The sequence below is a fragment of the Methanobrevibacter millerae genome (genome assembly GCF_001477655.1).
GTDB lineage: Archaea > Methanobacteriota > Methanobacteria > Methanobacteriales > Methanobacteriaceae > Methanocatella > Methanocatella millerae_A.
Map to the genome: position 1 here is coordinate 1,884,423 of NZ_CP011266.1, position 26,351 is coordinate 1,910,773.

The following is a 26,351-nucleotide window of genomic DNA, read 5'->3' on the forward strand; positions in this document are numbered from 1 at the left end:
AATTTAATAATTAATAGTATATTAAAGTATTGATATTTAAAGGTGTTTTAAATGAAAGCAATGTCAAATGTGGACATTTTTACAATTAGTGATGAACTTAATAATTTATTAACAGGTGCAAGAGTAGATAAATCCTTCCAACCAACCAAAGATATCGTTGTAATGAGATTTCACGTAGCTGGAACCGGAAGAGTTGATTTAGTGATGCAATGTGGTTCAAGGATACATACAAGCAAATATCCGCTTGAAAATCCCACCAATCCACCAACATTCCCAATGCTTTTAAGAAAAAGGGTGAAAGGAGCCCATGTTGTAAGTGTGAGTCAGCATAATTTTGATAGAGTTGTTGAAATTAAAGTAAAAAAAGACAAGTATTATACGATTGTTGTGGAATTGTTTGATAAAGGAAACATAATACTTTTGGATGAAGACAACAATATTATTTTACCTCTTAAAAGAAAACATTGGTCTACCAGAGATATAAGTTCAAAAAAAGAATATGTTTTTCCTGAAGATAGAGGTATCAATCCAATCAATGTTAGTGAAGAAGAATTTAAAGAAATTTTTATTGAAAAAGACAGCGATGTTGTGAGAACTTTAGCAGTTAACGGTTTTGGAAGTTTATATGCTGAAGAAATAATTGAAAGAGCAAATGAAAACACCGAAATAGATAAGAATACTTTAAATAAAGATTTAACACAAGAACAGTTTTCTGCATTATATAATTCATTAAAAGAATTATTTGATATTTTAAAAAATGAAGAGTATAAGCCCCAAATCGTTAAGGATGGAAGAAAGGAAGATGTACTTCCATTGGATTTGGTGAAATATGATGGCTTTGAAAAGAAATATTACGAGAATTTCAATGAGGCATGTGACGAGTTCTACTCAAAAAAAGTTAATACTGATATAAAAAATGTCAAAGAAAAAATCTGGAATAAAAAAGTAAACAAGTTTGAAAAAAGATTACGTTTACAAGAAGAAACACTCGATAATTTTAATAAAACTATTGAAACAAGCCAACATAAAGGAGAGTTAATTTATTCTAATTACACCACCCTCGAAAATCTAATAAATGTTGTTAACTCAGCCATAAGTAAAGACTACTCTTTTAAAGAAATTGGAAAAATTCTTAAAAAAGCAAAAGAAGATGGAATGAGTGAAGCGGAAATATTTGAATCAATTGATAAAATGGGCGTTTTAACACTGAAAATTGAGGATACTTCAATAATAATAGACCCTAAATTATCAATTCCCGAAAACGCTGAAAATTATTATGAAAAATCTAAAAAAGCTAAAAAGAAAACAAAAGGTGCTTTAATAGCTATAGAAAACACCAAAAAACAACTTGAAAAAATTAAAGCCAAAAAAGAAGTGGCCATGGAAAATATATCCATTCCAAAAAAGCGTGAAAAGAAAAATCTTAAATGGTATGAGAAATTAAGATGGTTTATTACTTCAGACAATACTTTGGTGATTGGTGGACGTGATGCAGGCACTAACGAAGCCGTTGTCAAAAAATATTTAGATAATAATGACATTTATTTGCATGCAGACATACATGGTGCATCATCAACTGCAATAAAATTAGAAGGCAAATCATTAAATGATACAATCCTCAAAGAATCTGGTGAGTTTGCAGCATCATTTTCATCTGCTTGGTCAAAAGGTTTCACAACCCAAGACGTGTTTTGGGTTCATCCAGACCAGGTATCAAAAACACCTGAAGCTGGAGAATTTTTAGCAAAAGGATCATTTGTAATAAGAGGAAACCGCAATTACATAAGAAGTGCAAGAGTAAAAATCGCTATCGGAATAGTTGACTATGAAGGAAAAAGAATAATGGCCGGACCAGTGGAATCACTTGAGGCACACTGTGACAATTATGTTGTGCTGAAACCGGGATATACAAAAAAAGAAGCGATAGCTAAAAAGATTCTGCATAAAATAAATGAAGAAGATTTATTGACTCTTGATGATATTATTAGAGTACTACCATCAGGCAAATGTGATATCGATGAAGAGTATCATCAAAGAAAAAAATATGAAAAGAATTAATCCTGATACTCTTCAGGATTATATTCAAAATATTCATTAGGATTTAAAATAACTGTACTGATTTTTGGATTGAATTGCATCACAAAGTTTGCAAAAATAGTAGGATCTTGCTCTATTGCGGGAAAAGTATTGTAATGCATTGGAATTGTTACCTTAGGATTTAACCACATTGAAGCAAGAGCTGCTTCAAAAGGACCCATTGTAAATTTATCACCAATAGGAACCATAACAATATCCGGCTTGTAAATATCACCAATAATTGTTTTCATATCACCAAATAAACCAGTATCCCCAGAATGGAATATTGAAGTTCCGTCTTCAAAGGTAATTAAAAAACTAGCTGCAACACCACCAGGAACTACTTCTTCAACCATATCAATATCAGAGGAATGTTTTGCATCAAGCATAGTGAATTTAACTCCCCTGAATATGAAAGAACCACCGATATTGACACCAATAGTTTCTATACCTTGTTTAGATAAAAATAAAGACACTTCATGAATAGCTGCAATAGGGGCATTAGTTGAATTGGAAATATCTAATGCATCACCCAAATGGTCAGAATGTCCGTGAGTAACTAGAATAATATCCGGATTTAATTCTTCTACAGGAACCGGACATGAAGGGTTGTTACTGATGAACGGATCAATTAATATATGGACATCATCATCACTTATTACTTCAAAACATGAATGGCCTAACCATCTAATTTCCATTAAGCAACTCCCCCAGCAATACTATTTAAAATCACATTTTCATCCAAGTTAGAAGCAATATTCCAAGTTTTTTCAAAATCGGCTCTGATATTTGAAATTGAAGCTCTATCATCATAAATAGCACCATACTCAGGATTGCCTGAAACATAACCGTCAGAGATAATCATTGCATGTGAGTCATCTGTGATTAAATTAACGGTATGTACCTTAGGTACAGTTTTTATATGAACTCCTTGTTTTAACAAAGAAGCTATTAATACAGTATAAGAAATATCAGATAAATCAAATTCATCAATAATAACTCTTGAATATATTGTAGGGACATGAGATAAGAATCTGTCGGATAAAGTGTTTAAAGATGGGATTTCCAACATTATTTCTTTATTCACTCCAACAGCCAATTCTTCAAAAGCATCATTTGAAGTAACTAATTCATTACCTATTAAAACATTACCTTTTAAAGAGTCAGGAACAGGCAATCTTTCAGGGTTATTAATATCAATTGCAATATCTCTTTGAGTAGGAACTGTTTGAGAAACAATTGCTGGTTCCAAATCCTGAGATAATGCTTTTTTAATTTCTTCTGTTTTATCAACACTTTGTTCTACAATAGGAGTTTCTTCATAAATGTAATCTTTTGAACGTTTTTTAGGTTTTCTAGTAACTTTAATAGGTTTTTCATAATTTGGGGTGAAATTCAATTCTTTATCTAAATCCACTTCTTTTTCTTCAGTATTTACAACACGTAAAACCGCTTTAGATTCATCAATTTCAGGAGCATCGAAGTACTCTCTTGGAGAAAGAGTGGAATTTTCTTCAGATTCATAATATTCCCACAGACCACTATCATCAATATTTTTACCATAATCATAATCATCATGTTCAGGCCTCATTATTAATGGACCGTTATTATCAAAATCACTGTTTGATTTAGAATTCCTTTTTGGAAAATTAATAGATGATTTATTGAATTCACCAGAATTCAAAAAGTCTTTGATAAGACCACTAGTTTTTTCAGCATTAGAATCAACAAAATAACTTATAATTAATATTATACCAACTATAGCTATTAAAAAACCAACCATCAATAAGACATCTACAAGGTTATATACCATTACTTCATATGATATAACCACACCAATCACAAATAAAATAATTCCTGATACAAATTTTAATGTATTTCCCAATTTGTTCACCCTTCATCAATTAATATTCACTCAAATACTAATATTTATTAATTACCCTATTTATAAACCTAATGGTTAAAATATCAAATTTCACCTAAATTAATTCATCAAATAAAAAAAATATTTATATACTCTTTGTTTTTGAGTGATTTTCCTATTAAAAAAAAATATTCAAAGTGAAAAATTGCTTTTAAAAAAACATGATACTTAAATGTAATACTTTTTTAATTTAAAGTAATATTAATATTATTGAAAAAACTACATTTTAAATGGTGAGAACAATGAAGTCAATGAAAAAATTTATCAACGAAGAATCAGGTCAGGGCGCAGCAGAATACATTTTACTGTTCGGAGGAGTTATTGTTATTGCACTTCTAGCTTTAACAATATATAGATCATATATGGAAACCAGCGATAAAAGTTTAAAAGCAAAAGACGATATTATAGACGTCAGAAATACAATATTGGACAATAGAACACATGTATAGAAAAATAGACAATAAAGGACAAAGTAGTGCAGAACTGATCCTAATCATTGGAGGATTATTGGTTATAATATTATTTGTAGCATCCTACATTACAAAAATAACAAACACTACTCAAAATTCTTTTAAAGGATTAATAAAACAAGAAAGAGATTATTTAATAAATAAAATATAAGGGGAGTAAACTCTCCTTATTCATCTAAAATTTTGTTTAAACATTCATTCCAAGATTCAGAATTAATATTAGTTAATTTCATCGAAGTTCTGGTTAATTCACGAATGTTTTGAGGACATGCACTAACACATGCTCCACACAAATTACAAAATGTTAAATTAGTTTCAGATTTGCCATCAACGATTTCAACAGCATTACATGGGCAAACATCCAGGCATGCATGACAAGAATCACCTTTACAAATTCCCTCTTCAGTTTCAACTAATTCTAATTTACCTGCAAATGGTTTAGATACATTAATTGCATCTACAGGACAAATTTCAGCACACCATGAACAATTTACACAATCGTCTTCAACAATATATGTCGTTCCAGTAATTTCAGGAACTATAATTTGATCTTGTAACATACAAGTTGAACAGATTTCAGTAATCGCATCTTGAGGACATATCCGTTTACAAATTCCACAATAAACACATTTTGATGTATCTACTTCAATGCTATTATTAAGCAAATCAACACTGGATGTAGGTACATTATTTATTATAATTGCTCCAGGAGGACATAAATCAGCACAGAATCCACAATAGATACATTTTTCATCATCAATAGAGATTTCTCCTCTAACTAAATCTTCTCTTTTAGGGAGTTCTCTTTTGAACAATATTGCATCCCTTGGACAAGCAATAGAACATCTTCCACAGAATAAGCAATCCTCTTCACATACTTCAGATTCAACTTCCCAATTTGGATAATTATCCATTTTTTTGATTTCAGTACCATCAATAGTCAAGGATAATGCATCGAATGGACAAGCTACAGAACATAAACCACACAATACACATGAATTAGAATTTACAGACAATAAATCCATCTCTATTAATCCACGTGCAATAGGTACAGTTGGCTCCAATCTCAAAGAAGATGTGGGACAAACATTACTACAAATTCCACAACCTAAACATTTTGAATCATCATATTTCAATTTACGAACTTCTGAACCAGTTCTTTCTACATTAAACATATATCATCCCTCTCAGGCTTTTGATATAGCTTGGTTAGGACAATTCTGAATACATAAGTCACAATCATCACAATTTTCAGGGACAATTTTAACATCCCCATCCTCTTCTATGATTGCTCCTTGTTCACAAAGTTTAATGCATAAACCTTGAACTGGACAATTTTCAATATGTCCACAAACATCAGAATCTATTTTAACTGCCATATAACCACCTCAATTTACATACTTATATTAATTTCTAAAAATTAACTAAATATGTTAATTTATAATATATCGAAATGTACATATAAACATATCGATATTTTTTTGATTTAAATGATTAATCCATTTTTATCTATTTCGCCACGCCTAATTCTTGTAGACGAAATTGGATTTCCATCTTCGGCAAGTACAAAACTAACAACAATAATATCAAGAGGATTCATTCCTTTAGATAATCTAATCTCATTAATTTTCATTGCAGTAGGTTCTGTCTCTTCACTTACAACAATTGCATCAAAATCAGCTTCATATATAGTTGTTCCAAAAGGATCATCTAATGACACTACTCTAAAATTAGATTTATCTTTAAAAAACAATTTCAAATTGTTCATTCTCTCTTCACATGAATCAATTTCTCCTTTCAAACCACCAAATGCATCGGATGTTACACCAATCTCAATTCGATTACCTAGTTCAAAAGCAGTAGATAATAACTTTTTATGACCATCATGGAACTTATCGAAAGTACCGCCGACAGCCACCTTAGAATATCTTTTATTACTCATAATATTGTCCTAATTAGTTTAGTATATAATATGTATATTAGAACTATTATAAATTATTTAGCAATTAAGGATGTGCCAAAGGACCAAGGCGAATTCCTCTCTCGGTAAAAATTTCGCTGAAACCTCTATATAATTAGGGTCCAATAATTCAATAAGGCCTTTCATAATTATATTCACCATATCTTCATTGAAGTCCTTATGATTCCTTTGAAGAAAAAGGCTTAGATAGACACATATCCACTAAAAAACTTTCAAAAAAAGAAAAAAGTACAATTTATGGGAAAAACCATTTCAAAAAGACAATTTATACTACGATGCAGAAATTGGAACCTGCATATGCCCTTTGGGAGAAATTTTATATCGAAGAAAAAACATACGAATACAAAAACAAACAAAGAATAACATACTAGACAAATGAATGCAAAAACTGTATAATGAAAGAAATCTGCTGCAAAAAAAGAACTAAATTTGTGGCACATCCTTTAATTTAAAAAAAGAAAAAAATGAAGTTAATTAGAATGAAATACTGGAATAGTATCCATTAAGTGAATAATTATAGTTATTCCAATTAACAACATTATCAAATGAGTTTCTAGTACTTGTTGAATCACTAACAATCCAAGTGTCACCGATTAATACTTGAGCCCATACATGACCGTATGTACTACCACTACTAAATACACATGTTCCATGGACATATCTAGCAGGGAGGCCTGCTGCTCTGTATAAAGCGATAGACAAATGCGCTTGGTCTACACAATTCCCAGTTCCTGCATTTAATGTACCTACCGCACCATAATGAGTGTCATAATAGAAACTATATGATATTTGATCTCTTACATAATTATAGATAGCTTTAGCTTTATCAACTGAATTAGTTAATCCTTGAGTTAAACTATTTGCAAGAGCAACAATTTGAGCATTAGTAACCTGACAATTGGTTGAACTGGATAAGTACGGTGTTAAATCTGTAATCGTATTTTTCTTATCGAGTGAACTTTGAGGTTCATATAATTTTAGAGATTTAATAGATACGGATGAAGGCAAATTATTATTTAAACCATAATATACAATAACCCTAGTTAACGCGTAAACAATACCATCATAACCTATAGTACCAATGCTAGTATCAACAGAATTAGGCGTTACACCATCCGTCATGCTAACAAATACTGAACTTGCAAGAGCAACATATTCACTTAAACTACCCATATTTGATGCAGAACCAGGAGAATCTGGATCGGAAACATCAAAGACATATAAATCAGAATAATCACCATTTGATATGCCAATTATAGCTTCGGAAATTAAATATAGATATTGTGCAGTGGAAAATGTATCTTCACCAATCAAAACATTGCTTGGCAATGCCGCATTAACTTCAATATATTGATTTACAGAATTTGCAGCACTGATTAAATCATTGAGAGATATGGTTCCTACCACATTAATAAATGATAAACCCACATTTGATTCATTATCATAACTATAAGTAATAGGATATAAACCTTTATTTAAACCATTGATTTCAATAGTGGCTATACCATCAGAATCAGTTATATTATTTACTGTTAAATCAGCGTAATTGAACTGAATAGATACATTTGAAATTGGATTATAATATGCATCCAATAATGTGACTGAGAAATAGCCTGTAGTTCCCACAATTATATCCAAATCGTCAGCTTCGAATATAGTACCATTAACTAAAATATGATTAGAAATGGTTTTTGCTGAATAAAATACATTATCCAAGGAAGTAGTTATTTCATAATACCCTACAGGAAGACCAACATTCAATTTAGCTACACCAGACTCATTAGTCGTTCTATTGTAAGAAACACCGTTAATTGTAAATGAAACTACGGTATTTGCTATAGGAGTACTATTTTTATCAACCAAAGTTGCAACAAAGCTAGCTGATTCAGAATAATTTTTTGCAAGATCATCTGCAATAAATTCAGCAAACATTTTATCTACAACAATAGTGTTAGTTCCATCATTATAATCAACAGAATCAACATTTGAATAACTATAAAATATTTCATAAGTGCCCGGAATTAAATTAATTGATAAGCCAGCCACACCACCATCATTAGTAGTACGATTATAACTCATTCCGTTAATAGTAAATGTAATAGTCTCATTGACTAATGGTTTTGAATCCAAGTCAGTTAAAGTAACATTGAATCTAGAACCATCATTATAGACCATACTTATATCATTACCAGATAGTATTACTGTAGAATTAGCAACCACAAATTTTTTAGTTATATTGGAAGAATAATAATTCCAATTTCCGTCAAATCCAATTTCAATATCATAAGTACCTTCTGAAAGATTTGAAACAGGAATTTCTGCTAAACCATTTTCATCACTTATAGCAGTTTGAGTTAAATTAGCATACTTGAAGTATACATTAGCATTGCTAATACTCTTATTATTTTCTCCAATCAAGTTTACAGCATAAACCCTATCGGTACCAAGAATAATGTGTGCATCATTACCATTAATAATAGACTTAGCTTTATTAATAGTTATAATATTAGATACTGATAAACCATTATCAGTAGTAGATGTAATAGTATAGTTACCTACATTAAGATTAATATTTAAGTGAGCATCCCCATCATTGCCAGTTACACGAGTATAGAATATACCATTAATATTGAATGTTACATTACCACCAACTAAAGGATTACCTTCATCATCAATAACATATGCAACAAATGAACTATTCCTATAAATCATGTTTAAATCATCTGCAGATATAGTAGGCAATACCTCTATATTATTAGAATGCATTTCACCATTAATTGGATTAATAGCAGTAATAGTATAATTATCTGGATTAAGATTAATATTCAATTTAGCCATACCACTATCATTAGTAGTACGAGTGTAATAAACACCATTAATATTAAATGTTACATTAGTGTTAGTCAATAGATTACCCTCATTATCAACAAATGTAGCATAATACTGAGTATCATTTTTATAATACTTAACTACATCATCACCAGCAATAGTACTTAATACAGTAATATTATTAGAACACATTTCACCATTAATTGGATTAATAGCAGTCAAAATATAATCTCCAGAATTAAGATTAATATTTAATTTAGCTGTTCCATTCTCATTAGTCTTTCTTTCATAAAACACACCATTTATATTAAATGCAACAGTGGTATTGTTTAAAAGAGCTCCTTGACCATCAACAAATGTAGCATAATACTGAGTATCATTTCTATAATATTTCTCAACATCTTCTCCTGAAATTGTAGATAATACTTTAACTATATTTGTAGTAGAAGAAGATTCATAGCTACTTGTTCCTGCAAATAAAGCACCAATAGTATAATCTCCGGAATTTAAATTTATTAAAATTGAAGCAATTCCTTGATCATTAGTAGTTCTTGTATAATTAATTCCATTAATATTAAAAATTACACTTTGATTAGTCAATAAAGTACCTTCACTATCAGATAAAACAACTTCATATGCAGTTCCATTTTTAAAGTATAATTCAGTATCATTTCCAGCTAATGAAGTTGATTGAGCATCATTAACCAAAAGTTCATCATCAGAGATATATTGGGATGTAAATAACCCCTCATCTTCATCAGAAGAATAATTATCATCATGAGAAGGTGTCTCTGGGATAGAATCATCACTAGAAACTTCTAAATTTTGTAAAGAAAAAACAATTTTATTATTTTCATTTAATAAATTTGAATCATCTATAGTAACATTTGAATCTATTGCTGAAACAGAACCTATCATTAAAAAGACTGTGAAAACAATAGAAAAAATTATTACTTTATTTATATTAGAAATTTTTCCACCTCTTACTCTCATTACGAAAATTTTAATAAAAATATGATATATACTAAGATTAGTATTCATAATGAGTAAATAAAGATTATAATTTAATAATATATAAATGTTTTTGTAACTTTAAAATTAAAAAAACTAATTAAAACAAGTTAAATTAAACAAAATCGTTTAAAAATATGCATAAATCACATTAAAATGAAAATTTAAGTGGAAACAAAGAAATTCAAGATTAAATATCTTGAATTTAAATTCATCAAAAAACAACCTTATGAAACATAAATACATTACAAACCAGATACCAAAATTAAAAATCATCAGATATTATCAAATTTTATTAAAAAATAATAGTGAAAAAATCATATATAGAAAAATTAATAAAAAATATAATAAAAAACAAAAAAATAAGCAAAATTATAGAAAATATAAAAAATAATGAAAAATTGAAATTATGATATTTGAAGACAATATTTTTAAAAAAGATTATAAAAAATAAACATCCGCTTTGCTTTGACATATCCAAACATATACAAAACAGCAATGTCATCACTTGGTTATAATATATTGTATAATTTTATTAATGAAAGAGACGACACATGGTGTGAAAGAGTAATATATCCGGATTTTCATTCAATTGAGTCTAATACTCCACTCAATAACTTTGACATAATTAGTTTTTCATTGCAATTTGAAGAAGATTATTTCAATGTTGTGAAAATACTAAAAAAATCAAATATTCCATTAAAACGAGAAGACAGAACAGAAAATGATCCATTAATAATAGCCGGGGGCCCATGTGCCACAGCCAATCCAATGCCTTTAAGTGATTACATTGACATATTTATCATAGGCGAAGGGGAAGTAATAATAAATAAATTTCTAGACCAGTATAACAAAAATCCGAAATTAAGCAATTTCTTAGATATAGATGGAATATATATTCCTAAGTTCGACAATGATGCAAAAATAGCAATAGTAAGCAATATGGATGATGCATACCACATTACACAGCCAATCATCACTAAAAGTGATAATGATGAATATAAAACTGTTTTTAGTGATTCAATTATGTTAAATGTGTCCAGAGGATGTACAAGAGGCTGCAGATTTTGCATGTCAAGTTATCTTTATAGGCCAATGCGTGAAACAAATATTGAAAGACTAATTGATACTGCTGTCAAGACAAGAGAAAACACTGGATTAAATAAAATTACATTAATTGGTGCTGCAGTTAGTGATTATTCACAAATCGAGTCGTTGATTCGAAAATTAGAAGAAAAGGATTTTCAAATATCAACACCTTCACTTAGGATAGAATCGATTACATATGAAAGTTTAAAGCTTCTAAAGGAAAGTGGTCTTAAAACTATAACATTAGCACCCGAGTCTATTGAAGAACTCAGAAAAAGAATCAATAAGGACATACCTGATGAAAAAATTTTTAGTGTCATAAAAGATGCTGTCAAACTCGATTTCAATATAAAATTATATTTTTTAATTGGACTTCCCTATGAAACAAAAGAGGATATAAAATGTCTTTGTGACTATATTGAAAAAATTGCAAACATGCATACATCAAGACATAAAATAAAATTCAGCATAAATCCTGTTGTTCCAAAACCACATACTCCTCTACAATGGATGAGTTATAATTTTAAAGATATAAAACAAAAAAGTAAATATATTAAAAAGAATTTAAGAAAATATAATGTCAAGATAGAAAGTCCTAAAAAAGCACTAATTCAGTATATATTGTCTTGTGGAAATAGAGACATTTCTACAATTATTGAAAAATCATTGACAAAAAACATAACGCTTCACGAGTGGATGAACTATCTGCCGGAATATAATATTGATGATGAACTGCCCTGGGACAAAATTGATGTTGGTGTAAAAAAAGAATTTTTAAAAATTGAACACAAAAGATTAGAATCAAAAAAGCAAACTCCATGGTGTGATGTATCCCCATGCTATAACTGCGGTGCATGTGAAATTAAATAATGAAAATAATATATAATATTATAGAGGAATTATTATGATTAACCCTGCAAAAAGAACAAGAACAATTGAATTATCCCAAATAAGAAAAATGTTTGAAGTAACCAATCCGGATGCAATTAACTTAGGAATTGGAGAACCAGATTTTGATGTACCTGAAAATATCAAAAAAGCAATGATTGAATCAATACATGAAAATGATACACATTACACTCCAAATAAAGGATATATTGAATTAAGAGAGGAAATTGTAAACAAATTCAAAAAAGACAATGATATAAAAACAAATCCTGACAATATAATTGTAACCGTCGGGGCAAGTGAAGCTCTCTATATGTGTGCTCAGGCATTTATAGAAAAAGGCGATGAAGTATTACTGCCTAATCCAAGTTTTTTATCATATGAAGCCTGCGTAAAATTAGCTGATGGAAAAGTAGTGCCTGTTGAATGCAGTATGGAAAATGAATTCAAACTACAGGCAAACGATGTTGAAGAAAAGATTAGTGAAAATACTAAAGCCATCATATTAAATTCACCATCTAATCCTACTGGAGCAGTAATGGAAAAAGAAGACATTAAAGCAATAGCAGATTTATCCGTGGATAAAAATTTCCTGATTATTTCTGATGAAATATATGAAAAAATAATATATGGCAAAAAACATTACTCTCCTGCCAAATGGAGTGACAATGTAGTGACTTTAAACGGTTTTTCAAAAACATATGCAATGACTGGGTTAAGAATAGGATATTTAACAGCAAATGAAGAGCTATGTGAAGAATTGCTTAAAATTCACCAATATAACATAGCATGTGCCACTACAACCTCACAAAAAGGAGCACTTGAAGCTTTAAGAGGACCTCAAGACGAAGTAATTAAAATGGTTAAAGAATTCAAAAAAAGAAGAGATTTAATTGTTGAAAGATTAAACGGAATGGGCTACAAAACAGTTAATGCAGAAGGAGCATTTTACGTATTTCCAAAAATTGAAGATAAAAACTTTGTTCAAAAAGCTGCAAAAGCAGGAGTTATCACAGTACCTGGGGCGGCATTCGGATCAAACGGTGAAGGCCATGTGAGAATGTCTTATGCAAACTCCTATGAAAATATTGAAAAAGCAATGGATATTCTTGAGGAGAAAATTATAAATGAATGAATCCCGAGAAAAAGCAGGTCAAAAAGCAGCATTTGTAGCGATATTATCTAATTGCTTTTTAACCGTTTTTAATATCCTTATTGGAACAATGAGTGGAAGTTATGCATTAGTTGCTGAAGGAATCCACACATTATCCGATGTTGCAACATCAATTATAGCATATATTGGATTTAAAATAGGACAACGTCCTGCTGATGATAAACACCACTACGGCCATGGACGTGCTGAAGCCATAAGTGGACTGGTTATAGTTTTATTTTTAACAATTGTTGGATATGAAATCATAGATACTGCAATAGACAAACTTTTGGATCCCAGTTTAATTACTACACCAGACATATATGCAGCATTGATGGCTATTTTTGGAATATTCATCAATTTAGCAATTAGTAAATATATTATAAATATTGGTAAAAAAATTAACAGCCCCGCTATTGTAGCTGATGGAGAACACCAAAAAACAGATATTTATTCATCAATTGCAATATTAATCGGAGTTATTGTATCAAATATGGGTTTTCCAATTTTAGACCCAATTATTGGATTGATAATTGGTCTTATAATATTAAAAACAGCATATACCATAGGTAAAGAAAATATCGACAACATAATGGGAAAAGTACCAGACGATAGATTAATAAGAAAAATTGAAAAAATTGTTCATAAAACCCCAAATGCCCATGAAGCACATAATATTAAAATAGATAACTACGGGTCTTATTCCGTTGTTAGTTTGCATGTTAAAGTTGATGGGGATATGACTGTTAACGAAGCACATAAAATTGTTCATGAAATAGAACAGAACATTCAAAATAAACTACCCGCCGTCAAATCAGTGTCAGTTCATACATGTCCTTTAGGATTAGAATATAAACATGAACAAAAAATAGATAAAAAATAATTAAAACGCCGGGACCGGGATTTGAACCCGGGTGATCATATGATCATCGGATTAGCAGTCCGACGCCGTACCAGGCTGGGCCATCCCGACATAAACAAAACAAGATATAACATTATATGTAAAAAGTTATTTATAAACTTATTCATTTTTTAATTAATGGCATGTTCAAGAGTGGACTAATCTCAAAAATATAAGTGATCTGAAAATCCAACTCCACCCCGGGATACTACAAGCATCAATTGTTAATAGTAGAGCTGCTCCCTTCCGGGCCTGACACGTTCCCATATTAAAGATAATTCTTCTTTACCCTCCAGTAAAGACTTTATCACCATTAATCCTGTAGGACGAAGTTTCTATGTTGTTTTTCCAGGCTTATATTTAATTAAAAAGCCGCCTCTTGAACTTCAACTGCACCAAAGGGGGTGTGTGCTTACAGAGGACCCCTAACCCTCCAGTCTAGCCACTATTATTTTATATAATTAATATTATATAAATGTTAACAATTTCACTGAAAAAAAAACTTTTACAGTAACTAGATAAAACTTCTTATAAAATCCATTTAAGATTAAATTTGATTTAAAAAATTTAAATAGTCTTTTTAAAAATAATTTCAGTACAAAAAAATAGAATATGATTCAATGACAAAAATCAAATAAATATTCACTAAAAAGAAAATATGAATAAAAAATCATTACTGGAAAAAATAAATTATTACAGTAAATGAATTAAAATTGTTAAATTTAAAAAAATAGAATAAAAAGAGGTTAATTAGAATACCTCTTGAATAATATCCCCATCAGAAATAATACCCACCAATTTTCCATCTTCAACAATTGGTATTTGATTTAATATTCCAGAACCCGGAATAGCTTCTTTCATGACATCAATAGCTGTTTCTAAGGTATCATCTGGAGATATGGTTACTACATCTTTAACCATGATTTCTTCAACTTTAGTTCCTAATTCATATTTGTCCAATATTAAATTATGGCCAACATCAGTAGCAGTAATAATACCAATAATCTTTTCACCATCAACAACTGGAAGAGAACTAATTTTATATTGCATTAATTTTTCAAAAGCATATACAACATCAGTTTCAGGAGTAGTTGTTATGACATCACGAGTCATTATTTCAGATACTTTTTGTTCCATCATTGCTTTCACCTCCAAATTTATCTATAATCTCATCAACCATTGAATCAATGGTTTGCCTAAAATCAACATTATTTATAATAGGATTATGATGAATATTAGCCTGTTCAATTAAAAAATTTTGAGTTTTCCTAATTGTAGAAAAATTATCCATGTAATGTTCAAGAGATCTTTTTACCCAAGGTTGCCTACATCGAGTATAAAATCTCTGTTTATGCATTTCCTCATCCTCAACAATTAATGTAAACATCATCACATTACCCTGATTAAGTAAATCTTCCCTAATAAATCCTGGAACTACATGAACTCCCTCTACAATAATACTAATTCCCTCTTTAATAGACCTTTCAATAATTGCTTCGATACCTACATTTACAACATCCACATGACTTATGAATCCTTCAATAATTGCATCTACACGAATTGCAGGAGTCCTTATACTTTCATATGCATCAAAACTGGATTTGTGTATAACTGGATTCAGTTCCTTTGAAATTATCTTACGCATGACTTCCCTAATCATATCGGTACTTATAATATTTTTTAATCCCAAACGATTTGCAAGTTCAAATGCCATGGATGACGTTCCAACACCAGAAGCTCCGCCAATCAAAATAATTAAAGGTTCTTCAGATTTTCTAACCGTCCTCCATCGCTCATACTTTTTAGAAAAACCTGAATCAACTGTATCTAAGTATCTTGCAATAGTTTTAGCCAATTCATCAACAGATATTTCACTAATACCTCTTTCAATAAGATTATTTTCAATATCATTAGCAATTTCATACGCCTGATTTAGACCAATACTGGAAACTCTCAATGAACGAGCTAAAATTCCTTTGGAAAAAGGTTCTTTATAAGAATTCCCATCAACATTACCAATTACCCAAATCATGATATCCCTTAAATTTACTTATCAAAAAAATATTTTTAAATTATAATAAATAAAATTTGTTATTTGATTTTTTGGTAGTTGATAAAAAAAGAGTAAAATAAAAAAAGAAAATATATTATTCATCTAATTGAATAATATTAATATCATAATTTGAACCATCAGCAATATCTATTAAAACTGCACCGTTATCCTTCAACATTCCAGGATTAGCTACATCTGTAGTTATGCCTATTTTACTAAGAGACTTAGCTTCATGTATATGGCCACAAATATTTATTTCAGGTTCAAACTCGTGGATTGATTTTAAAATTCCTGAACTGCCAACATGGTCACCACCAGAAGTTAAATCAGCATCTGTATTAAATGGCGGTGCATGAGTTACAAGAATCCTAACCTTAGGAACATCCTTATTGTATACATAATCATAATTAGCCATTAACTCAAAAACATCCCCATATATTTTTAAATCTTCTATTTCACCAGGAGTATCAAATGGTGTAGGATTAGATCCACCATATCCAAATAAAATAGCATCTCCATAACCAATAATTTCATTATGTAAACAAAATGCTCCAGATTCACCGATTGCTTTACAAATTCCCGTAGGATCACAATTACCCGGGATTGCAATTACATCACAATCATAATCAAATATTTTTCCAATGAATTCTCCAACAAATTCTAAAGGTCCGAAATTTGTAATATCACCAAGAATTATAACCAAATCAATGTCATTATTTTCTAAATATTTATATAAATTTTCGTTTTCTTCACCGTGAATATCACTAATAGCTAAAATTTTCATATTATCGCCTATTATTCTTCTAAAAAGAAAGAACCCATTTCTTTTAAACCCACTTGTAAATCAGGTTTATCACCATGCAATGCAACAGTAACATCATCATCAAATTCTATGATAAGTCCATTCCATTCAGCAATTTCCTGAACTCTTTCTTCAGCTAATGGAACTTTTAAATTTATTCTACCTGTTGTTAGGCCAGGAGGAGTATTGACCAAAAATGTTGAACGTGACTTAGGAAATTCAAATACTTCCTCACCTTTCATTGCCCGTTTAAATAAATCAAGCCAATGGTCAACATATTCCTCTCCCTCATTTTCTGCAATGGACAATATTGTTCCTTGAATACTATTTAAAGACATTTCTGCTTTTGCCAAACCATTAATCAAATCAGGATGAGAAGGATCTTTCTTATATGAACTAATTGAAGATCTAATCAATCCCATCTCAGGGTTAATTCCTTTAGGAATTTCATATCCCTTTTTATGTAAATCCGTAATTAGATTATTAAGAATTAACCAATTCTGTTCGGAGGGTAAACTCATAAATGTCCACCTATAATTTTTAAAGTAGTGTGGTTTATTTTAGCATCTGCTTCTTTTAATTCTTTTTCTATTTCTCTAGTATTATTGTATGAGTCTAAGAATAATACATGATGAGTAGAAGTTCCAGCAATGTTTAAAATAGCTATTTCATCATCATCATTAAGCTCTCTTTTATCAATAGTTGCTTTAAATTGAACATAAGGTTCATATTCTTCCGGAAGGTCACTATATTTAAATATACCATCTAATGTTGCTACAAACATTTTAATACCTCTCATATTTAATTAATATTTTAACTTTTTATGTTAATAATATATAAAATTAATTGTAATTCATTCGTATATTATCAAACAAAAATAAAATTTGAAAAAAAATTGTTACAAAAGTAACAATAAATCCGAAATGTGTTTTCAATGCCTAAAATTAAAAAAAAAGAATAAGGATAAAAATCCTTAAACTTATTTAGCGTTTTCACCTAAAGCTTTAGCTAAAGCAGGTGCTGCATCAATTTTTTGTGCGTCTAAAGTTAATTCATCAGAAGATAATCCCATAGCTAATCCGTATAATTGAGCTAAGTGGAATACAGGAATTGCAAAGTCAGTTCCGTATCTTTCGTTAACTTCAGTTTGTCCTTGATCGAATTGCATGTGACAGAAAGGACATACATCAATAATAGCATCTACGCCAGCTTCAGACATGTGGTCGAGTTTTTCTTTGGTGTAACTTGCAGTTACATCAATATCTCTAGCCCTTAAACCTCCACCTGCACCACAGCACATCATTTTGTCTTTGTAATCGACAGATTTTGCACCAGTGATTTCTACAAGGTCGTCTAAGATTTGTGGGTTTTCAGCTTGTTCTTCGATACCTATTTCTTCAGTAGGTTTTAAGAAGTGGCATCCGTAGTGAACTGCAACGTTTAAATCTAAAGGTTTTTCAATGAGGGATGCTAATTTTTCGTATCCAACATCGTCTCTTAAGATTTGAGCTAAGTGTTTTACGTTAGTAGTTCCTTTGAACTCTTTACCAATTTCAGCTAAGTTTTCATTAATTTTAGCTCTTTTTTCTTCGTTGTCTTTTAACATGTGGTTAGCTTCAAATAATGAACCGAAACATCCGTTACATTCAGTCATGATGTCAGCACCCATATCTTCTGCAAGAGTTAAGTTACGTGCAGCAATGGTAGCCCAAGTTTCTTCATCGAAAGAACCGAATACACCAGGAGCAGGACAACAGGAAGCTCCTTCCATATCTTTTAATTCAATATCTAATGCGTCAAATAATATACGGGTTGCTTTTTCAATACCTGGATAACGGTTAGGCATGATACAACCTAAGAAATATGCGATTTCCATACTAAAACTCTCCTAAATTAAATTATTCTTTTAATCCGCCGGTTGCTTCATCGTAACCGATTAATTCATCAAATGCGGTAATTTTACATAATTTTTGTACTTCTTCTAATGCTCCAGCATCTGCGTGAGTGGTTGCAGGAACTTCGGAAAGACCAATTTTGCTTCTTAAAGCTTTTGCAGCATCATTGATTGGTACAGCGTGACCTGTGTTAATTACAAATACACCAGTCATTTTGTGTGGTTTTGCCATGTATCCAGCGTGAGCAGCAACATTACGTGCTTTTTTAATAATTTCCACAATTTTTACACTTCTAGGACATCTTTCTTGGCAAGTGTAACAGGTAGTACACATCCATAATGCGTCGTCAGTGATTACTTCTTCTTTTAATCCAAGTAAACATTTTCTGACAATTTGTCTTACTTTATAAGGAGTTCTTCTTCCTGAAGGACATCCTCCACCACAGGTACCACATTGGAAACAATGTTTAACAGTTTCAATTCCAGCATCAATAAACTCAGCAGTAAATTCTGGGTCACGATTTGCATCTGTTAATAATTCTTTATCAGTCAATAAAGTCATATTATCTCTCTTTTTATCTTCTTTTTGTTCTTCTTCATCGTCATCAGTTTTCTCAACTGATTCGATTTCATCATCAGTGTTATCATCTTCCTCTTCTGAAGAAGTATTTTCTTCAACATCTAAAGATTCTTCCACAGGAACTTCATCTTCAATTTCTGAAGTTTCATCGCCATCTTCATCAGCAACAACTTCCACTGATTCAATTTCTTGAACTTCTTCTACATCAGAATCAACTTCCCCAACTTTAGGAATTTCTTCATCATTAGAAGGTTCATCTTCTTCTATTATAGGAAGATTATCCTCGACACTTTCATTCTCGATTGAACTAACATCTTTTTTGAATTTTAACTCAGTAGCACCAGTATCAAGATCTTTTTTAATAGAAACTTCACGTGAAACTGAGATTTTAGTACCGGATACTATAGGGTCGTTAAAATCTGAAGATGTCTCTTCGGCATCAACAGAAATATTTTCTCTGATACCTTTTTCTTCCATATCCTTTTCCTCTTTAAACAAGGATTTAAGACGATTTATAATAGACATTGAAAACACACCTCGGATTTTCACAGGAACATATCCTCCAATCCTTAATTATAATTTATCTGAAAATCATATATAAAGGTTACTAAATTTTTCATCAGTGTAATCAAAAAGATTACACCCAATAATTTTTTTAGGAAAACCTAAAATTTTAAAAATTAATAAACAATAATATACAAAATAAAAACAATAGACAAAAGGAAGAATTAAATGATAGAAAAATTCGAAATTAAATCACATGATGGACCTGGAAGAATAGGAAAATTAAACGGTGAAAAAACTCCAAAATTATTTTATAAAGATGAATTAAAAATCGCACCGTCAGAAGGATCCGCATACAATATTGATAAAGAAATAGCTAAATTCAACATAGAAGAAACCATAAGGCTCGCAGAAGAAAATGTTGATAAATGCAATGCTGCAGTAATTCAAGGATCAAAATACATAAACTTAAGAATTGAATGCATGAAGAAACTTGAAGAAATAGGATACAATATTTTTATTGTTGCAAATAGCGATGAATTATTAACAAATCCTCGAGAATTGGTAGATATTATTGTTAATTTAAGAAAAAATGCCCATCCTTCAAGCATATTAATTTTTACTTTTGCTGAAAGTTCATTTATGCCAATTTTGACATATATGGGAATTGATGGTTTTTTAACTAATTCAAGTAACTATTATAGTCACCTAAAGGTATTGCAAACACCCACCAAAGCATATGATTTGAATACATACAAATTATTTGATGAAATAACACAAGAAGAAATAGAAGAAAAAAATGTGGAATGCTTAGAATTTGTCATTAGAGAAATTCAGGCCCATATGGAAAATAGTTCTTTAAGAAATTTAGTTGAAGAGCGCTCTACAACCTCTCCCCAAAACATTTCAACTTTAAAAATTTTAGATAAAAAATATATGGATTTTATTTTAGAATACAACCAATTATTCTAATTTAAATGATGCAATCAAATCGGCATATTCATTAATTGCTTCTGAAGAGTAATCAGCAGTCCTTAACTCAAAAATATAGATATTGCCCTCCTGAATAAAAACATAAGTATGTATATCAAAAGTAATATCACGAGTTTTTATATTTCCGTGAAGCTTAATTGCATCCATCGATGCAATCTGAATAAATTCAGAACTTAAAATCACTCCACCATCATCAACAATGCATTTTTCCATAAATTCCTTATAACTATCCAAATTAGTTTCAGTCGGAAAAGAAACAACATTCAATAAATTGCTTTCACCTTTAGAAAGAGTGGCAATGCAGTCAGGATTGGAGAAAGTATCTGCCGTTTCAATATCCCATGTATCCGGATACTCAAAACTCACATTACCTGATTGAAACAACTTATTCTCCATCTTTTTCATCCTCTTTTGTTGATTTGATTTCAATCGTTTCTGGAGATTCTTCTAACGTATCAATATATTTGGAGAATGGTTCTGGAAGTTTTGGCATTACTTCTTTTAATATTTCAGCTGCATCCAATTCCAATGCCTGTCCTGAAAGTAACTGATCAACATCAAAGTCAAAATCAAAAGGCTTAAGCAAATCGTCAGTAGGTACCCTTAAGTTAATTTTATGTTTGTTAAGTATCATTTTTATAGTACTTGTGTTTCTGATTTGTTCATTCATGTCATCAATAGTACTATTTATATCATATGCTATGGCTTTATTCTTCTCATTTACATCATGTTTAGCTTTTGAAATGGACTTTTCTAAACTGTCAACCAACTCAGCATTTCTTCTATTAATATTATCCCTAGCTTCATCAATGACAACATTAATAGCATTTAAAATAGATTTATTTAACTCAACATTATAAGCAAGAATCATTTTATTTTTATAATCCAATTCTTTAAAAATAGCAACCCTTTCCTCATCAACACTTACAAGTTTCTTATTTAACTCATAAATTTCATCTTTAGCCTTAATTAACTCCTCTTTATCAGACAACTGGTCTTTCAGTGAGCCAACATCATCAAAAAATGAACCTTTAAGTGCGTCCAACTGTTCCTGCAATTCAAGTATTTCAGCATCTTTTTGAGCTAAAAGCTCCTCATCAACTTTAGAATTATTTTTTATCAATTGTTCATATTCATCTTTAGGAATGACTTTAACTAAATCATTATCTTCAAACGGATCTTCTTTTTTTAAACTGACTTGTTTTTGTTTTGATTCTTTTTCAACCGAATTACCGTCTTTATCTTTACTGGTATATTTTTTTGTATATACCCGAACAGTCCTAAATTCCTCATTTTCCATTTCCAAACACCTACTTAATTATATCTACATTCATTATAATTTAAATAGTTTATCTAAAAATGATTAAAAAAAATAATTATTGAGGAGGTTAATTTATAAAAATCACTTCTCCTCATTTTCAATCCACAACATCATAGCTTCTTCGATAGCTTTTGAATACCATCCGGTAGTGAACAACAACTTAGAAGAGGCTAATTTACGAAAATACATGTCAAGGTCATTATTGACCTTAATGGTAACTCTTCTATTTTTAGTCATGAATAATTATTATTTATCTTCTAGTAAATAAAGCATACAGTATCTTATGGACTTAATTTCATTTATTAATTATAATAATTATATTAAAAAGTTAAATTGGCCAAAATTAAAACATTTTGAATATACTTTTTAGGTAGATTAATTATCAAAAATCACCACCCCATTCAGCAATTTATTCCGTATCTTCCAACAATAAAATTCCCACATGCCCAATGAAATCTCCGGCCGATTAATCCCACAGACAAATTCACACACAGGACACTTAAACAAAAGTCTTGTCATAAAAATGTGTTATATTTACCCGGCAATATACTTATCCAACAAAAAGATTTATATATGAGAAAAACATAAGTATTATACGATATGAAATAAAATTCATGTCTACAATGAACATCAGTCAACCATTTTATAATCTCCAATTGTTAGTTCATTGCACTTAAAATGCGAAGTAGATAAAATTCTACTTCACTCCCCCTCCCCTTTTATAAACACATCGAAATCCATCATTAAAATATGAAAATATTTACTTATTTAAATTTAATTAATTATATACATATGATCCACATATTTTATAATAAATCAACATCAAAAATCAAATAATTTAATAAAAAACACAAAATATACATAATTGAATTAAAACATAGTACAAATTAACCTCAAACATAAATTTTAATTCATTATAGGAAAAATTTATATAAAACTATATATACTATTAAAACATATTAAAATACGATATGTTTTAAAATTCATATCAATGAACATCAAAAAGATTAAATTATTATCTCCGAAATTTGTTCATAATACAACCAGTATCGTAGATTGAAATATATCTACGATTACTTCCCTAAAAAGATTAAACATCATCCAAAATGCTTGAATCAGCTCCAGCAATTTCAACAAGGTATTCTGCTTCAACGATATGTAACTCCGCAGGAATAACGACACAATGAAGTGGTCCTCCAAAATCATAATCAATCAATTCTGAAATTTTACCTGCCTTTACTACAACATCACTTGAACCTACTCGAGCAATACCCATAGCCAAAGTATCTTCAGTTATCAGGCCATCATAATCAAGCGAATCTTTTATATTCATCAAATAATCTAAACCCTCATTAACAGTCATATAACGGTCTTTATGGGCCTGAATATCCAATAAAACCAAAGTATGAAGATTAGATTTTAAGTTTTCCTCAATTGCAACATATGGAGATTTAGGATAGAAATTATAATCCGGAAACGGAATAGTTGTTACTTTACCGAACTTATAACCTTGAAGACCTGATATGGCTGGGGCTGAAGATAGAATAGATGATCCATGAATAACCTCATATTTTATTCCTTTCTTAGCACATTGAACTAAAAAATCACTATGCGTTGTTGCAATCAAAGGGTCTCCTCCAGTAATTAAAGCCACATCACTATCTTTAGCCTCTTCGATGAACTTATGTTCTTCCTCAACTTCACCCCTAACCAATACTTCTATTTCTTTTCCAATCAATTCTTCAATCTTATCAAAACTGGATCCGAATAATCTTGATGTGAAAAATTCTGCATAAATTTTGTCAACACTCTTTAAACATTCCAAACCTTTCAAGGAAATATCTTTTTCATCAAATAATCCTAAACCTACTAAATAAAACATGATATACTATATATGAAATAAAACATAAAAAAGTTATTATGAAATGTGTTAAAGTTCCATTAAAAAAGCTTAATGATGTCAGAAAAGAATTAATGGAAAAAGAATTAATGAGAATGGATTACAGAATTAAAGCTGAAACTGATTATGGTTATATTCCAATAAAAGAGGATATTGATGAATATGAAATTGTTGATATAGAATTAGAGGAACTCAATACCCATCCACATAACTTTTCAGAACTTCTTGAAGATGAATTGACTGATAAAGAAATAGAGGATTTAAAAACTTCTTTTGATACAATTGGAGATATTGTTATTTTAGAAATTCCAGATAATTTAGAATCCAAAAAGAATATTATTGGAAAGGCCACACTTGACTTCACTAAAAGAAAATCAATTTACATGAAAAAAAGTGCAGTGCATGGAACAATACGAATCAGAGATTTGGAGCTGATTGCTGGGGAAAATAATCCTGTAACAATACATAAGGAACATGGAGCAAGATTAAAACTAAATGTTGAAGAAGTTTATTTTTCACCAAGACTTGCAACTGAAAGAAAACGTGTAAGTGACAGTGTTTGTAATGGTGAAAATATTTTAGACATGTTTTGTGGAATAGGTCCATTCCCAATAGTCATAGCAAAAAATAATAATGTTAACATCACTGGTGTTGATATTAATGAAAATGCAATAAAATATTTTAATGAAAATATTAAATTGAATAAGTTAAAAAACATTACTGCAATATGTGGTGATGCTAGAGAGATATCAACATCATTTAAAACAAAATTTGATAGGATAATTATGAATCTTCCAGGACTTGCATACCAATTCCTTGATGTTGCTATCAATTTAATTGAAGATGGTGGAATAATAAATTATTATGAATTCTCTGATGGGTATGAACAGGGGACAAAAAGATTAATTGATGCAGCATTAAAAGAGAAAAAAAATGTGGAAATAATTAACACAAGAAAAGTTAAATCCACATCCCCAGGAGAATGGCACGTAGCCATAGATGCGAAAATCACATCTAAATAGGATCAATTATGCCTTTTTCAGTGATAATTCCTGTGATAAATTCACTAGGAGTGATATCAAAAGCAGGATTTATTACTTCAGTGCCTTCAGGACATATTCTAGCCCCACCATAATATCTTACTTCATCACCATCCCTTTCTTCGATAACAGTATCAAAGATAGATGCTTCAAAATCAAAAGTAGACAATGGAGCAGCCACATAAAATGGAACATCATGCTGTTTTGCAGCCATAGCTACCATAAATGAACCAATCTTGTTAACTACACCGCCTTTTGCTATCCTGTCAGCACCAATTACAACTTTATCAATTTTTCCCTGAGACATTAAAAATCCTGAAGCAACATCAGGAATTAATTTCACAGGAATATTTTCCTGCTGCATTTCCCAAACACTCAAACTAGCACCCTGACCACGAGGCCTTGTCTCATCACAAATGACATTAATGTTTTTCCCTGCATCACGGGCTGCTCTAAAAACACCTAAAGCAGTTCCATAATCAACACATGCCAAAGCACCAGCATTACAATGAGTTAAAACAGTATCTCCTTCATCAATTACTTCTGAACCATATTTTCCGATTGCCATATTAGTATCAATATCTTCCTGATACATTTTTAAGGCTTCTTCAAGAGGATTGTCACTGTGCAATACCCTATCAACAGCCCAAAATAAGTTAATTGCAGTTGGACGTGCTGCCTTAATTTCATCGGCAGCCTTATCCAAATCATCATCATTCAAATAAGCAAGAGCCATACCGAATGCCGCTGCAACACCAATAGCAGGAGCACCACGCACAATCATATCTTTGATTGCAATAATGACTTCCTGATAATTTTCACAATAAACATAAGTTAATTCATCCGGAAGTTTAGTTTGATCAATTAATTTTAATTTATTTTCTTCCCATTCTATAGTTTTCATAGAATAAAATTTATAAAAAAATTATATAAAATTTAGCA

General features: G+C 30.3%; 25 protein-coding genes, 1 tRNA gene, 1 other RNA gene and 1 pseudogene. 8 read left to right on the forward strand and 20 right to left on the reverse strand.

Features of this window, described 5'->3' with window-relative positions; all coding sequences use genetic code 11:
* The first annotated feature begins 51 nt into the window (after positions 1-51).
* On the forward strand, positions 52-2,058 hold the full coding sequence (gene rqcH / locus SM9_RS08300) for a ribosome rescue protein RqcH (RefSeq protein WP_058739697.1): 2,007 nt from the start codon (positions 52-54) through the stop codon (positions 2,056-2,058).
* On the opposite strand, the gene SM9_RS08305 is transcribed toward rqcH, so the two are convergent.
* Both SM9_RS08305 and SM9_RS08310 read right to left on the reverse strand, forming a co-directional pair.
* Positions 2,055-2,774, reverse strand: a complete 720-nt coding sequence (locus SM9_RS08305) for a metal-dependent hydrolase (RefSeq protein ID WP_058739698.1) — start codon at positions 2,772-2,774, stop codon at positions 2,055-2,057. The genes rqcH and SM9_RS08305 overlap by 4 nt on opposite strands.
* Positions 2,774-3,961 (reverse strand): hypothetical protein, encoded by a 1,188-nt coding sequence (locus SM9_RS08310; RefSeq protein WP_058739699.1) that lies wholly within the window; start codon positions 3,959-3,961, stop codon positions 2,774-2,776. Before SM9_RS08310 ends, SM9_RS08305 begins: the two co-directional genes overlap by 1 nt.
* 281 nt (positions 3,962-4,242) lie before the next feature.
* Here SM9_RS08310 and SM9_RS08315 point away from each other — a divergent pair, with 281 nt between their 5' ends.
* Both SM9_RS08315 and SM9_RS08320 read left to right on the forward strand, forming a co-directional pair.
* On the forward strand, positions 4,243-4,449 hold the full coding sequence (locus tag SM9_RS08315; RefSeq protein WP_058739700.1) for a Flp family type IVb pilin: 207 nt from the start codon (positions 4,243-4,245) through the stop codon (positions 4,447-4,449).
* Entirely contained in the window at positions 4,442-4,621 is a 180-nt protein-coding gene (locus tag SM9_RS08320) for a class III signal peptide-containing protein (RefSeq protein ID WP_058739701.1), read from the forward strand. Before SM9_RS08315 ends, SM9_RS08320 begins: the two co-directional genes overlap by 8 nt.
* 16 nt (positions 4,622-4,637) lie before the next feature.
* Here SM9_RS08320 and fwdF read toward each other — a convergent pair whose 3' ends face one another.
* From fwdF to SM9_RS08340, 5 genes are all read right to left on the reverse strand, one after another.
* The gene (fwdF, locus tag SM9_RS08325; RefSeq protein WP_058739702.1) at positions 4,638-5,645 is read right to left on the reverse strand and encodes a tungsten-dependent formylmethanofuran dehydrogenase subunit FwdF; all 1,008 of its coding nucleotides are present in this window, start codon (positions 5,643-5,645) and stop codon (positions 4,638-4,640) included.
* 12 nt (positions 5,646-5,657) lie between these two features.
* The gene (locus tag SM9_RS08330) at positions 5,658-5,849 is read right to left on the reverse strand and encodes a 4Fe-4S binding protein (RefSeq protein ID WP_058739703.1); all 192 of its coding nucleotides are present in this window, start codon (positions 5,847-5,849) and stop codon (positions 5,658-5,660) included.
* Between the two features lie 107 nt (positions 5,850-5,956).
* On the reverse strand, positions 5,957-6,412 hold the full coding sequence (locus tag SM9_RS08335) for a phosphopantetheine adenylyltransferase (protein ID WP_058739704.1): 456 nt from the start codon (positions 6,410-6,412) through the stop codon (positions 5,957-5,959).
* 57 nt (positions 6,413-6,469) lie between these two features.
* Positions 6,470-6,592, reverse strand: coding sequence for a hypothetical protein (locus tag SM9_RS12600; protein ID WP_083495888.1), 123 nt, complete (start codon positions 6,590-6,592; stop codon positions 6,470-6,472).
* Between the two features lie 333 nt (positions 6,593-6,925).
* Positions 6,926-10,273, reverse strand: a complete 3,348-nt coding sequence (locus SM9_RS08340; protein WP_058739705.1) for a transglutaminase domain-containing protein — start codon at positions 10,271-10,273, stop codon at positions 6,926-6,928.
* A 427-nt stretch (positions 10,274-10,700) separates the two neighbouring features.
* On the opposite strand from SM9_RS08340, the pseudogene SM9_RS08350 reads away from it, so the two are divergent.
* From SM9_RS08350 to SM9_RS08360, 3 genes and pseudogenes are all read left to right on the forward strand, one after another.
* Positions 10,701-12,250 (forward strand): annotated as a pseudogene (locus tag SM9_RS08350) (radical SAM protein).
* Between the two features lie 34 nt (positions 12,251-12,284).
* Positions 12,285-13,403, forward strand: coding sequence for a pyridoxal phosphate-dependent aminotransferase (locus tag SM9_RS08355; protein ID WP_058739707.1), 1,119 nt, complete (start codon positions 12,285-12,287; stop codon positions 13,401-13,403).
* On the forward strand, positions 13,396-14,304 hold the full coding sequence (locus tag SM9_RS08360; RefSeq protein ID WP_058739708.1) for a cation diffusion facilitator family transporter: 909 nt from the start codon (positions 13,396-13,398) through the stop codon (positions 14,302-14,304). The genes SM9_RS08355 and SM9_RS08360 overlap by 8 nt, the downstream gene beginning before the upstream one ends.
* Before the next feature lie 6 nt (positions 14,305-14,310).
* On the opposite strand, the gene SM9_RS08365 is transcribed toward SM9_RS08360, so the two are convergent.
* The 9 genes from SM9_RS08365 to hdrC all read right to left on the reverse strand — a co-directional run bounded on the left by SM9_RS08365 (position 14,311) and on the right by hdrC (position 20,176).
* Positions 14,311-14,394 (reverse strand) — tRNA-Ser (locus tag SM9_RS08365).
* 63 nt (positions 14,395-14,457) lie between these two features.
* Positions 14,458-14,771, reverse strand: an RNA gene (gene ffs, locus SM9_RS11750) — signal recognition particle sRNA.
* Positions 14,772-15,072: 301 nt separating this feature from the next.
* A complete protein-coding gene (locus SM9_RS08370) occupies positions 15,073-15,462 on the reverse strand; it encodes a CBS domain-containing protein (RefSeq protein ID WP_058739709.1) in 390 nt (129 codons plus the stop codon).
* Positions 15,440-16,354, reverse strand: coding sequence for a 2-phosphoglycerate kinase (locus tag SM9_RS08375; RefSeq protein ID WP_058739710.1), 915 nt, complete (start codon positions 16,352-16,354; stop codon positions 15,440-15,442). Before SM9_RS08375 ends, SM9_RS08370 begins: the two co-directional genes overlap by 23 nt.
* A 115-nt stretch (positions 16,355-16,469) precedes the next feature.
* Positions 16,470-17,159 carry a metallophosphoesterase family protein gene (locus SM9_RS08380; protein WP_058739711.1) on the reverse strand — a complete coding sequence of 230 codons (690 nt, stop codon included), beginning with the start codon at positions 17,157-17,159 and terminating at the stop codon, positions 16,470-16,472.
* Between the two features lie 11 nt (positions 17,160-17,170).
* Complete coding sequence (locus tag SM9_RS08385; RefSeq protein ID WP_058739712.1) at positions 17,171-17,698, reverse strand: DUF2096 domain-containing protein; 528 nt, start codon at positions 17,696-17,698, stop codon at positions 17,171-17,173.
* Entirely contained in the window at positions 17,695-17,961 is a 267-nt protein-coding gene (locus SM9_RS08390; RefSeq protein ID WP_058739713.1) for a DUF749 domain-containing protein, read from the reverse strand. The genes SM9_RS08385 and SM9_RS08390 overlap by 4 nt, the downstream gene beginning before the upstream one ends.
* A 195-nt stretch (positions 17,962-18,156) precedes the next feature.
* Complete coding sequence (gene hdrB / locus SM9_RS08395) at positions 18,157-19,053, reverse strand: CoB--CoM heterodisulfide reductase subunit B (protein ID WP_058739714.1); 897 nt, start codon at positions 19,051-19,053, stop codon at positions 18,157-18,159.
* A 22-nt stretch (positions 19,054-19,075) separates the two neighbouring features.
* Positions 19,076-20,176, reverse strand: a complete 1,101-nt coding sequence (gene hdrC / locus SM9_RS08400; RefSeq protein ID WP_058739715.1) for a CoB--CoM heterodisulfide reductase subunit C — start codon at positions 20,174-20,176, stop codon at positions 19,076-19,078.
* Between the two features lie 207 nt (positions 20,177-20,383).
* Between hdrC and SM9_RS08405 the strand changes: the two genes are divergently transcribed.
* Entirely contained in the window at positions 20,384-21,127 is a 744-nt protein-coding gene (locus SM9_RS08405; RefSeq protein ID WP_058739716.1) for an archaeosine tRNA-ribosyltransferase, read from the forward strand.
* On the opposite strand, the gene SM9_RS08410 is transcribed toward SM9_RS08405, so the two are convergent.
* The 3 genes from SM9_RS08410 to dph5 all read right to left on the reverse strand — a co-directional run bounded on the left by SM9_RS08410 (position 21,119) and on the right by dph5 (position 24,351).
* On the reverse strand, positions 21,119-21,532 hold the full coding sequence (locus SM9_RS08410; protein ID WP_232299116.1) for a hypothetical protein: 414 nt from the start codon (positions 21,530-21,532) through the stop codon (positions 21,119-21,121). The two genes, SM9_RS08405 and SM9_RS08410, sit on opposite strands and share 9 nt — an antisense overlap.
* 1 nt (position 21,533) lies before the next feature.
* Positions 21,534-22,448 (reverse strand): hypothetical protein, encoded by a 915-nt coding sequence (locus SM9_RS08415; RefSeq protein WP_058739718.1) that lies wholly within the window; start codon positions 22,446-22,448, stop codon positions 21,534-21,536.
* A gap of 1,111 nt (positions 22,449-23,559) precedes the next feature.
* A complete protein-coding gene (gene dph5, locus SM9_RS08420; RefSeq protein ID WP_058739719.1) occupies positions 23,560-24,351 on the reverse strand; it encodes a diphthine synthase in 792 nt (263 codons plus the stop codon).
* A gap of 38 nt (positions 24,352-24,389) precedes the next feature.
* Here dph5 and SM9_RS08425 point away from each other — a divergent pair, with 38 nt between their 5' ends.
* Entirely contained in the window at positions 24,390-25,391 is a 1,002-nt protein-coding gene (locus SM9_RS08425) for a class I SAM-dependent methyltransferase (protein ID WP_058739720.1), read from the forward strand.
* On the opposite strand, the gene mtnA is transcribed toward SM9_RS08425, so the two are convergent.
* Entirely contained in the window at positions 25,384-26,313 is a 930-nt protein-coding gene (gene mtnA / locus SM9_RS08430) for an S-methyl-5-thioribose-1-phosphate isomerase (protein ID WP_058739721.1), read from the reverse strand. The two genes, SM9_RS08425 and mtnA, sit on opposite strands and share 8 nt — an antisense overlap.
* Between the last annotated feature and the right edge of the window lie 38 nt (positions 26,314-26,351).

Bases quoted from the DNA above. Each gene is read 5' to 3' on its own strand.
- rqcH (WP_058739697.1), top strand. From the start codon at position 52: ATGAAAGCAATGTCAAATGTGGACATTTTTACAATTAGTGATGAACTT.
- SM9_RS08305 (WP_058739698.1), bottom strand. From the start codon at position 2,774: ATGGAAATTAGATGGTTAGGCCATTCATGTTTTGAAGTAATAAGTGAT.
- SM9_RS08315 (WP_058739700.1), top strand. From the start codon at position 4,243: ATGAAGTCAATGAAAAAATTTATCAACGAAGAATCAGGTCAGGGCGCA.
- SM9_RS08320 (WP_058739701.1), top strand. From the start codon at position 4,442: ATGTATAGAAAAATAGACAATAAAGGACAAAGTAGTGCAGAACTGATC.
- fwdF (WP_058739702.1), bottom strand. From the start codon at position 5,645: ATGTTTAATGTAGAAAGAACTGGTTCAGAAGTTCGTAAATTGAAATAT.
- SM9_RS08330 (WP_058739703.1), bottom strand. From the start codon at position 5,849: ATGGCAGTTAAAATAGATTCTGATGTTTGTGGACATATTGAAAATTGT.
- SM9_RS08335 (WP_058739704.1), bottom strand. From the start codon at position 6,412: ATGAGTAATAAAAGATATTCTAAGGTGGCTGTCGGCGGTACTTTCGAT.
- SM9_RS12600 (WP_083495888.1), bottom strand. From the start codon at position 6,592: ATGGTGAATATAATTATGAAAGGCCTTATTGAATTATTGGACCCTAAT.
- SM9_RS08340 (WP_058739705.1), bottom strand. From the start codon at position 10,273: ATGAGAGTAAGAGGTGGAAAAATTTCTAATATAAATAAAGTAATAATT.
- SM9_RS08355 (WP_058739707.1), top strand. From the start codon at position 12,285: ATGATTAACCCTGCAAAAAGAACAAGAACAATTGAATTATCCCAAATA.
- SM9_RS08360 (WP_058739708.1), top strand. From the start codon at position 13,396: ATGAATGAATCCCGAGAAAAAGCAGGTCAAAAAGCAGCATTTGTAGCG.
- SM9_RS08370 (WP_058739709.1), bottom strand. From the start codon at position 15,462: ATGATGGAACAAAAAGTATCTGAAATAATGACTCGTGATGTCATAACA.
- SM9_RS08375 (WP_058739710.1), bottom strand. From the start codon at position 16,354: ATGATTTGGGTAATTGGTAATGTTGATGGGAATTCTTATAAAGAACCT.
- SM9_RS08380 (WP_058739711.1), bottom strand. From the start codon at position 17,159: ATGAAAATTTTAGCTATTAGTGATATTCACGGTGAAGAAAACGAAAAT.
- SM9_RS08385 (WP_058739712.1), bottom strand. From the start codon at position 17,698: ATGAGTTTACCCTCCGAACAGAATTGGTTAATTCTTAATAATCTAATT.
- SM9_RS08390 (WP_058739713.1), bottom strand. From the start codon at position 17,961: ATGTTTGTAGCAACATTAGATGGTATATTTAAATATAGTGACCTTCCG.
- hdrB (WP_058739714.1), bottom strand. From the start codon at position 19,053: ATGGAAATCGCATATTTCTTAGGTTGTATCATGCCTAACCGTTATCCA.
- hdrC (WP_058739715.1), bottom strand. From the start codon at position 20,176: ATGTCTATTATAAATCGTCTTAAATCCTTGTTTAAAGAGGAAAAGGAT.
- SM9_RS08405 (WP_058739716.1), top strand. From the start codon at position 20,384: ATGATAGAAAAATTCGAAATTAAATCACATGATGGACCTGGAAGAATA.
- SM9_RS08415 (WP_058739718.1), bottom strand. From the start codon at position 22,448: ATGGAAAATGAGGAATTTAGGACTGTTCGGGTATATACAAAAAAATAT.
- dph5 (WP_058739719.1), bottom strand. From the start codon at position 24,351: ATGTTTTATTTAGTAGGTTTAGGATTATTTGATGAAAAAGATATTTCC.
- SM9_RS08425 (WP_058739720.1), top strand. From the start codon at position 24,390: ATGAAATGTGTTAAAGTTCCATTAAAAAAGCTTAATGATGTCAGAAAA.
- mtnA (WP_058739721.1), bottom strand. From the start codon at position 26,313: ATGAAAACTATAGAATGGGAAGAAAATAAATTAAAATTAATTGATCAA.